Origin of the sequence: Pararhizobium mangrovi (assembly GCF_006516965.1) — a bacterium.
Classification (GTDB): Bacteria; Pseudomonadota; Alphaproteobacteria; order Rhizobiales; family Rhizobiaceae; genus Pararhizobium_B; species Pararhizobium_B mangrovi.
In genome coordinates this window covers 22006-31109 of sequence record NZ_VHLH01000041.1, presented here as the reverse complement: position 1 = coordinate 31109, position 9104 = coordinate 22006, and the positions used below count along the sequence as shown (strand labels likewise).

Below are 9104 nucleotides of genomic sequence, written 5' to 3'. Positions count from 1 at the left end.
GCCCGATGAACCACATCGCGCTGCGATCGCCTTCGCGTGGGAAACCGGCACGATCGAACAGAGCGCTTCCGTATAAACCTGAAAGGCTCTATCGTTCGGAAGTCGTCTCGTCCAGGATCAGATCGAAGCCGAAGCGCATCTCTTCGCCCGGCTTCAGCGTGGGGCCGGGACCGTTCGTTCCATTGGCAAGCCGTTCACTGGTTGCGGGCTCGATCCCGAGGATGCGCCGTCCCGGCCGCGGATCGCGCCATATCTGCAGCCAGGGCATCGCCTCGGCATCGAAATCGACGAACAGACGACGTGTCGGGCCATGCGCTTCGCCGGGGCATGTCACGATGCATCGTGCCGTCCCCGAAGGGTCGTTCGCTTCGACGCAGTTGAAGAAGGTCCGGTCCGCCTCGACGGCTTCGATCGTCGGGAGAACCGTCGTTCCGTCCCGCAGCGTCGCGGTGGTCCCCTCGCCGATCAGCGGAAAGCCGAAATTCATATGGTAGAGCATGGCGAGCGGCTGCTCCTCAGTGGAAAGGCCTTCGATCCGGTCGTGCAACCTCAGTGTCCGGCCGCCGACCGGCGCCTCGATCCTTCGGCGCATGCGGTAGCCGCCACCGCCGGGCTGCGTCAGCACGATTTCGCCCTCGCAAAAGAGGATCGGCCCGTCCGGATGGTTCCAGTCCTCGCCATACGCAAGCAGCCGGCCGGGGGTGAACGGCAGCCGGCCGTGAAGCGGGTGGCCGTCACCCGGCTGGCGAATGTGCTCCAGCCCGGCGGTGACGAGAAGGCCGCCGAGCCCCTGCGCGAAGCCGTGGCCGTTCCACCGTTCGGCGTCCATCAGCGCCGGCGAGGCGAATCCGTCCGGTCCCTGCCATGCAATCGGCATCCCGCCCCACCAAAGCGGGCCGATGTCGAAGCTGCGATCGCTGAAGACCCAGAAATCGAGGCCGCCGCCGGTCGAAAAGGCCAGGGTCCGCACGCCGCGCTCGGAACCTTCGTCGAGAACGATCCGGCGCACGCTGGCAAGCTGCCGCAGATCCCCGACCTGACCGGCAAGCTCGGCGCGAGCCATACCGGTCCAGCTGGGATCGATCATGCCGGTTCGCCTGCCGGCTCCCCGAGTTCGAGCCGCGAGAACGCTTCCGGCGGCGCATCGTTCGCCTTCATGAGGCGTGCCATGACGTCGGCCATCCGCGCTTCGGTCTCCTCGTCACGAAGCGGTCGTTCCTGACCCGGATCGGTCTTCAGATCGTAGAGACGCGTCTCGTCCTCGATCAGCGCGCCGGGTCCGTAGACATCGTACATCGGCGAACGCTCGCCGACCGGCACCTTCAGCAGCGGCGTATTCTTCGTGAAGGCGAAGGGGTCGGCCAGTTGCGTGCCGGCGAGCTCTTCGGTCGAGAAGAACGCGGAGATATGGGTGGGCATCAGCGTATACTGGTAGATCTCCTGCGTCGCGAGATCGGCGGGAAAGCGATGATAGCTGTAGTGCCCGTCGGTGACGTTTACCGCGCCGCCGAAATAGCCGAAGAGCAGCGCATCGTGCAGCCGGTCCTCGCCATCGATCAACGGAAGAACGGAGCGAGACGTCATCTCGCTGGCCGGCGCGACCTCGAAGAAATCGAGGAAGGTCGCGGCGAGATCGACGGTCTGCGTCAGGCCCGAGCGCCGCTCGCCGCCATGGCCCTGCCGCCGCGGATCGTGGACGAAGAGCGGGATATGGGCGAGCTCCTCGTAGACGTTCATGCGGTTCTTCGCCCAGAAATCATGCTCGCCGAGCAGGAAGCCGTGGTCCGTCGTCACCACGAGCGCGGTATCCTCCCACATTCCGTGCTCGTCGAAGGCGTCGAGCACGCGTCCGAGCAACGCGTCGCACGAAGCCATCGAGGCATTGTAGTTGGCGCGAAGCTCGTCGCTCTCCCCCGGCAACTCGTCGAAGCGACCGTAGGGCGGCCAGTCGCGCACGGGACCGTCCCAATCCGTTGGAAACGCCTCGCGGAAGCGCTCCGGCGCGTTGAACGGTTCGTGCGGATCGAAGGTCTCGATCTGCAGCAGCCAATCGTCGGCCTGCCGGTTGCGTTCGATGAAATCGAGCCCCGCGTCGAACACCCGGACGGCGGGGAAATCCTTCTCCTCGCGAATGAATTCGCGATTGACGATGTTCTGCGCCTTGTAGTTGCGCCGGTCCGTCGAAACCTGACGTTCGTGATATTTTCCGCGCAGGCGGTCCCAGTCGGGTTCGACCATCGCCTTCCAGCCGTCGCCTTCCTGCCCGCGGACGAAATCGAAGGAATCGTACCGGTTGTGGTAGGTCGCCCCGCCATCCTCGAAATAGTGGAAATGATCGGTCGTCAGGTGGCTGTAGACGCCCTTCTTCGCGAGCATTTCCGGGAATGCGTTGTCGAAGGGCTCCATCGGCCCCCAGCTTCGATGCAAAAAGCTCAAGCGCCCGGTCAGAAGGTCGCGCCGTGCCGGCATGCAGGGCAGGCTACCGACATAGTGCTTGTCGAAGGTGACGCTGTGTTCGGCGAGACGGTCGAAATTCGGCGTCGCGACGGTGCTCCCGCCATACGGCCCGAGCATGTGCCGATTGAGGGAATCGAAGAGCACGAAAACGACTTTCATGGGTAATCCGTCCTTTACTTGACCGCGCCCGAGGTGAGGCCGCGGACGATGAAGCGCTGCGCGATGATCAGCAGGATGACCGCCGGCAGCATCGACAGGACGGATGCCGCCGCCATGCCGGAAAATGCGATGGTGTTTTCCTGCGCGTACTTGCCGATCGCTACGGGCACGGTCGCCGTCTGCCGCTGGGTGAGCGTCAGGCTGACGGGAAACTCGTTCCAGCTGAAGATGAAGGTCAGGATGCCGGTCGCGGCGAGCCCCGGGCGAACGAGCGGTACGATGACCCGCGCGAGGATCGTCGGGATCTCCGCCCCGGCGATGCGCGCCGCCTCGATCAGTTCGCCCGGCACGTCTCGCACGAACACCCCCATCATCCACAGCGCCATCGGCAGGTTGAGCGTCGCATGCGCGAGGATCAGGCCGAGATACGAATTGTCGAGGCCGATCGGCCGGAACATCGAGTACCATGCGCTCGCAAGCGTAATCGGTGGCACCATGTGAAAGATCACCGCCCAGCCGAGCATCGAGTGCATCACCCAATTCGGCCATTTCATCCGGTTCAGCGAAAAGGCGGCGAGTGTAGCGACGAAGAGGACGAGCGCGGTGCTCGCGAGGCCGATGATCAGGCTGTTGGTGAAATTCCGGACGTAGTCCGACGTACTTGAAAACAGCACGTCGGCGAAATTGTGCAGGGTGGGCGCGAAGAGGACGCGCCCCATCAGAAGCGCGATCTGCGTCTTGAAGGCGGCCGCCGTGATCCAGAGGAACGGAAAGAGCACGATGATCGCCGCGAGGATCAGCAGCGCATGCCGCAGGAAGGTGCTTTGCCTGGTCGCCGTCACGCTCATGACGTACTCGCCCGGCGGCGCGTGAGCGCGATGACGGCGACGATCAGGATGGCAATCAGCACGAAGGTCGTGACCGACATCGCCGCCCCGTAGCCGACCCGGTCCTCGGTGAAGAAGCGCCGGTAGATCGTGAAGCTGATGACCTCCGTCGACGTGCCCGGCCCGCCGCCGGTTAGAAGATAGACCTCGTCGAACACCTTGAAGGCGAGGATCAACCGGAAGACGAAGGTGACGAGGATCGACGGCAGCATGAGCGGCAGGGTGATCGCACGCAGGATCTGCCAATAGGAGGCGCCGTCGATCTCGGCCGCCTCGAAGACGTCGTCCGGCAGGCTTTCGAGCGAAGCGAGCATCAGCAGGAAGCAGAACGGCGTCCAGTGCCAGATGTCGACGACGATGATCGACGCGAGCGCGAAATGGGAATCGCCGAGCCAATCGCGCGGGGTCAGCCCGACGAGCGTGACGATCTCGTTGATGACGCCGAAATCGAAGCTGTACATCAGCTTCCAGATCGCGCCTATGATGATGCCCGGCATGAGGATGGGCAGGAGGAAGACCGTGCGATAGATCGTCCGGCCGCGCCCGACCGACGTCGTCAAAAGCGCCAGGAAGAAGCCGAGCACCATCTCTCCGGTCACGGCGATCGCCGAGAAGAGCAGCGTGTTCAGGATGCTGACACGGAACAGATTGTCGCCGGCAAGCGCCACGTAATGCGATATGCCGGTCGAGCGCCACGTCGAGACGCCTCCTGCCCAGTCGACGTCGTGAAAGCTCAGCAGAGCCAGTTCGATCAGCGGCAGCGCCGTCAACAGCACGAACAGTGCGAGCGCCGGCGCAAGCGTCACGTTGCGCCAGAACCGGTCCGAAGCCGCCGCCGCCCGCCCCATCGGCTCGGCGGCGACGGATTTCGTCAATCGCTGGGAATCGGCCACGTCAGTCTTTCAGCGGTTCCAGTTCAGGCGCCTTGTATCCCGCCTTCTTCATGACGGCGGAGATCTCGTCGGCCATCTTGTTCAGGCCATCCGCGACCTTCAGGTCGCCGGCGATGATCTGGTTGAACCGCAGTTCCGTGATCGCCAGCACCTGCGCGGATTCCGGAATGACGAAGGTGAGGCGCGCGTGTTTCAGCGCTTCGGCGAGCGGCTTCATCCAGCGGTATTTCTGCTGGTTCGCCATATCCGATTCCAGCACGGCGCGGCTGACGGGCGGAGAACCGGCTTCGGCATAGGCGCGCTGCGCCTTGTCGCTCTGGAACCAGTTCAGGAAGGCGAGCGCGGCCTTCTGCCGGTTCTTCGGGATGTTGTGCGGGATGCCGCCGAGCCAGTGTCCGAGCGGGGGCGAGGATGGATAGCCCTTCGCATGCGGCGGCGGCGCGAAACCGACGTCGTCGACGACGATGGACTTGTCCGGATCGTCGAAGGTGCCGGCGGCGAGCACGGCGATGATGTGCCCCGCCCGACCGGTCGCCATGGCCTGGATGACGTTCGTCTGCGTCTGACCGGCCGTGGACGGATGACCGGCCTCTTTCGCCAGCTTCAGATACATCTTCATCGCGGCTTCGGACTGCCCGCTATTCACGGTGACGGTGAAGTCGCCACCCTTCTGGTCCTTGAAGAGGCCGCCACCGTAGCTCCACAGATAGGGGAGCACGTCGAACGTCACGTCGAACGTTCCGCGCGCGCCGCGCTGCACGATGCCGTAGCGCTGCGGCGGATCGTTCAGCGCCTTCGCGTTCGCAAGCAGTTCGTCCCACGTCTGCGGCACCTTCAGGCCCTTCTCCTTGTAGAGATCGGAGCGGTAATGCAGGAGCGGTATGTACGGGTTGATCGGCACGCTCATCAGCTTGCCGCTCTTCGCGTCGATGCGTTTGTCCTTCGCATCCCAATAGACGGAATCGTCGAAGGTGTAGATGTCCTTGTCGAGCTTGAACTGGGGATCGACGTCGGTCAGGGGCTCAAGAAAACCGCCCTGGTACATCTCGATGAAGAAGCCGGCGTTCATCACCAGGATATCGTAGGGGCTCTCCTTGGACCGCACCGCGTTACGCTGTTTCTCCAGGCTTCCGGCAAACGGGTTGACGTCGAGGTCGACCTGATTGCCCGTCTCCTTCTCGTACTTCTCGACGACTGCCTGAAACCCGTCGAACCACGGCGACTGGTTGATGACGATGGTGATCGGCACCTCTTTCGAACTCTGTGCATGGGCGATACCGGTGCCGACGGAAAGGCCGGCCGCCATCGCCACCGCTGCGGTGAGCACACGACGCCTCGTTGTCCTGGCTGAAGCCATAATCTCCTCCTCTTCCCTCCGGGATGCGGATGCCGACGCTTATGGAACGAAGCGTCGACCGCAACTCGTCCGGCATAGTGGCAGCCGGTACGCATGCAAACAATTTACTTATTTTCCTCGTCCCATAGCCAGAATTCATGGCTCGGGTCAGTTGAACCGTACGTTCCGGCAGATCGTCCGGAGTTCGGCAAGCAGCGCGTCGACTGCGGGTGAGCGCCAGGCGCCCCTGCGGAAGATCACACCAGCCACCCGCTCGTTGTCGAGCTGCGGAACGGCAAGGGTCGCTAGCCCCGATCCTTCCGGCATTTCGGTGGTGGTGCGCGTGGTGTAGGTGAGCGCGTCCGAGGCGGCGACGAACGCCAACATGAAGGCCATCGAGTCCGTCTCGACCGTCGGTTCCGGCGGAACGGCGTTCTGCGCGACGAAGAGCGCATCGAGACGCTGGCGCGCCCGCGTCGCCCTGACGGGAAGCACCCAGGGATAGGAGAGCAGATCGGAAAGGCCGATGGAGGTGCGTGCGTCGAGGGGATGCCCGGCACGAGCGCATACGCAAAGCACGTCCCGCGTCAACGTTTCGACGACGGTGCCGTCATGCGCTCGCGTCCAGGGCAGTTCGGCGACGACGAAGTCGAGATCGCCGCTCAGGAGGCTACGCATCAGACTTTCATCGAAACCGCCGACGATGCGCACCTGCATGCCCGGATGAAGCGCCGTCGCGCGCGCCACCGCCTCCGGCATGAGGCGGCGCAGCCATGCGGGTCCGGCACCGATCGTCACCATGCCGGTGGAAGTCGCGCTTAGTGCCGCGAGCTCCCGGTGCGCATCGCGCACCTGATTGCGCACGGCTTCCGCATGGCGCACGAGACGCCGGCCGGCTTCCGTCAGTTCCAGCCCCCGCGGCAGCCGCGTGAAGAGCGCCGTCCCGAGTTCCCTTTCGAGAAGCCCGATGCTCTTCGTCAGCGTCGGCTGCGTAACGTGAAGTGCTGCCGCCGCCGCAGTTACGCTCCCGAGTTCGCTGACCCGCAGGAAATAGGTGAGTTGTCTCAGGTCCAAGCCGCAAAGCCCCTTCCGATATGCCGTCCGGCCGCAACCACGCTACCATCGGATGCGCTGCCGCACCCCGATCAAACGGGACGAACCATTCGCGAAGCAACGGAAAGAGGTGCAGATACCGGGAAAGATCTGGAGCGGGTGATCGGGATCGAACCGACGACATCAAGCTTGGGAAGCTTGCGTTCTACCACTGAACTACACCCGCGCCACGTCTCGAAGACTAGGGTTCGCAGGCGTTTCAGGCAAGACGGAAAATGCGGGGCGGTTAGCGAAAGCGGAACACGCGGCGTCGCGTGGCAGGGCGCGGCACCGGGAGCCCCGCGCGAATCGCTGCGCGCTGTTTCCTTCCCGTTCCGACGGCGAGGCCGACCACCGTTCGCTTCGGCACGAAGGAACCAAGTTTCGTGTCGAGCGCTTGTGGCCGGACACCAATGCTTGAAGGAGCCTCCGTGCTCGGTCTTCCGGAATATCCCGACGTCGTCATCCGCGCGGTCCTGCTCAGCATCCTTTCGATCGGGTGGGTCGTGGCGATCGTGCGCCTCATCGGCCTTCGATCGTTTTCGAAGATGACGGCGTTCGATTTCGTCACCACGTTGGCGACCGGTTCTCTCCTTGCCACCGCGACGACTTCGAGCTCATGGCATGCGTTCGTTCAGGCGGTCGTCGCCATCGGCGCGATCCTGACCATCCAGATGGCGCTCGCGTTCATGCGTCGATCTTCTGCGAATGCGAAAGCGACGATGGAAAACGCGCCGCTCTTGCTGATGCGCGATGGCCGGTTCATCGACGGCGCGATGGCGTCGAGCAGGGTCGCCGAGGCGGACGTTTTCGCCAAGCTGCGGGAGGCCAATGTTCTCGAGCTCGCATCCGTGCGTGCGGTCGTCCTCGAAACCACCGGCGACATTTCCGTTCTGCATGGCACGAAGGTCGACGAGAAGCTACTCATGGGCGTGCGTACGAACGGTCCGTGAGGGAGCGATGCGACGGGCGAGCGGGCGAGCGGTAAAGACAACCGCCACCGCAGCATTTTCCAGCCGGACCAATCGAGTCCCGACGTCGAGGGCAATGCGCAAGACGACCTGGTAAGTGCTGCGGCGCGTTTCAATTCGGTCGCAGAGCGCTTTAGCGGAAATGCTTCGAAAGCTTCAGGCCTTGCGCCTGGTAGTTCGAGGCTCGGTCGCTGCCGTAAAGGGCCTGCGGGCGTTCCAGCATCGGTTCGTAGACGAGGCGGCCGACGATCTGGCCGTGTTCGAGGATGAAGGGCACCTCGTGGCTGCGCACCTCGAGCACCGCGCGGCTGCCCGAACCGCCGGACGCGGCATGGCCGAAGCCGGGATCGAAGAAGCCGGCATAGTGCACGCGGAACTCGCCGACGAGCGGGTCGAAGGGCGTCATCTCGGCTGCGAAGAGCGGCGGCACGTGAACGGCCTCGCGCGAGGCGAGGATATAGAATTCGTCCGGGTCGAGGATCAGCTGGCGCTCGCCCCGATCATGGATCGGCTCCCAGAAGTCGAGCACGTCGCAGGCGGCCTTCCGATCGACATCGACGACGGAGGTGTGGTGCTTGCCGCGATAGCCGACGAGCCCGCCCTCGCCGCAAAGGTCGACCGAAAGGGCGATGCCGTTGCCGGCGATGTTGACCCGGTCGGCGGCGACCAGCGTCTCTTCGGCGTGGAGTGCGGCCAGTTCCTCGCCCGAAAGCATCGCCTCGCCTTCGCGAAAGCGGATCTGCGACAGCCGCGACCCGGCGCGCACGATGATTGGGAAGGTGCGCGGGCTGACCTCCAGGAAGAGCGGCCCGCGATAGCCGGCGGGGATGGTGTCGAAGGCCTGGGCGCCGTCGCTCATGACGCGGGTGAAGATATCGAGCCTGCCGGTCGAGCTTTTCGGGTTGGCCGATGCGGAGACCGCTTCCGGCAGATCGAGCGCTTCCATGAGCGGAACGACGTAGACGCAGCCGGTCTCCAGAACGGCGCCCTTCGTCAGGTCGATCTCGTGGAGCTTGAGCCGGTCGAGCTTGGCGCGCACCGGCGTCCCGGCACCCGGCAGGAAGCTCGCCCGCACGCGGTAGGCGACGTCGCCGAGCCTGAGGTCGAGGCTCGCCGGCTGGATCTGGTCGCGATCGAGCTGACAGGCGCTCGAAAGCCGCCCGCCATCGAAGAGCGCTGCGATCGCCGTATCGGCGAGGATACCCGCTTGGCGTTTCATGTCCCGTTTCCCTTGCCCCCGCGCCTTGATCGCAGCAAGCCGGCGGCGAGGCAACCGTCCATCGTGCGATTTGACCCCTGCCGCTCCAGG

General features: G+C 64.4%; 8 protein-coding genes and 1 tRNA gene. 1 reads left to right on the top strand and 8 read right to left on the bottom strand.

Annotation, left to right across the window (positions count from 1 at the left end; translation table 11 throughout):
• Positions 1-88: 88 nt before the first annotated feature.
• The 7 genes from FJU11_RS17040 to FJU11_RS17010 all read right to left on the bottom strand — a co-directional run bounded on the left by FJU11_RS17040 (position 89) and on the right by FJU11_RS17010 (position 7011).
• Complete coding sequence (locus tag FJU11_RS17040) at positions 89-1087, bottom strand: DUF4432 family protein (protein WP_141168277.1); 999 nt, start codon at positions 1085-1087, stop codon at positions 89-91.
• The gene (locus tag FJU11_RS17035) at positions 1084-2616 is read right to left on the bottom strand and encodes a sulfatase (RefSeq protein WP_141168276.1); all 1533 of its coding nucleotides are present in this window, start codon (positions 2614-2616) and stop codon (positions 1084-1086) included. Before FJU11_RS17035 ends, FJU11_RS17040 begins: the two co-directional genes overlap by 4 nt.
• A 14-nt stretch (positions 2617-2630) precedes the next feature.
• Positions 2631-3464 carry a carbohydrate ABC transporter permease gene (locus tag FJU11_RS17030; RefSeq protein ID WP_141168275.1) on the bottom strand — a complete coding sequence of 278 codons (834 nt, stop codon included), beginning with the start codon at positions 3462-3464 and terminating at the stop codon, positions 2631-2633.
• Positions 3461-4396, bottom strand: a complete 936-nt coding sequence (locus FJU11_RS17025; RefSeq protein WP_210242911.1) for a carbohydrate ABC transporter permease — start codon at positions 4394-4396, stop codon at positions 3461-3463. Before FJU11_RS17025 ends, FJU11_RS17030 begins: the two co-directional genes overlap by 4 nt.
• 1 nt (position 4397) lies before the next feature.
• Positions 4398-5723 (bottom strand): ABC transporter substrate-binding protein, encoded by a 1326-nt coding sequence (locus FJU11_RS17020; RefSeq protein ID WP_181408231.1) that lies wholly within the window; start codon positions 5721-5723, stop codon positions 4398-4400.
• Between the two features lie 177 nt (positions 5724-5900).
• Complete coding sequence (locus FJU11_RS17015; protein ID WP_141168273.1) at positions 5901-6806, bottom strand: LysR family transcriptional regulator; 906 nt, start codon at positions 6804-6806, stop codon at positions 5901-5903.
• A gap of 130 nt (positions 6807-6936) precedes the next feature.
• Positions 6937-7011: transfer RNA gene (locus FJU11_RS17010), tRNA-Gly, on the bottom strand.
• Positions 7012-7255: 244 nt separating this feature from the next.
• On the opposite strand from FJU11_RS17010, the gene FJU11_RS17005 reads away from it, so the two are divergent.
• The gene (locus tag FJU11_RS17005; protein ID WP_210242910.1) at positions 7256-7777 is read left to right on the top strand and encodes a DUF421 domain-containing protein; all 522 of its coding nucleotides are present in this window, start codon (positions 7256-7258) and stop codon (positions 7775-7777) included.
• 151 nt (positions 7778-7928) lie between these two features.
• Here the strand turns inward: FJU11_RS17005 and FJU11_RS17000 are convergent, their stop codons facing one another.
• Entirely contained in the window at positions 7929-9014 is a 1086-nt protein-coding gene (locus FJU11_RS17000; RefSeq protein WP_141168271.1) for a 2'-deoxycytidine 5'-triphosphate deaminase, read from the bottom strand.
• Between the last annotated feature and the right edge of the window lie 90 nt (positions 9015-9104).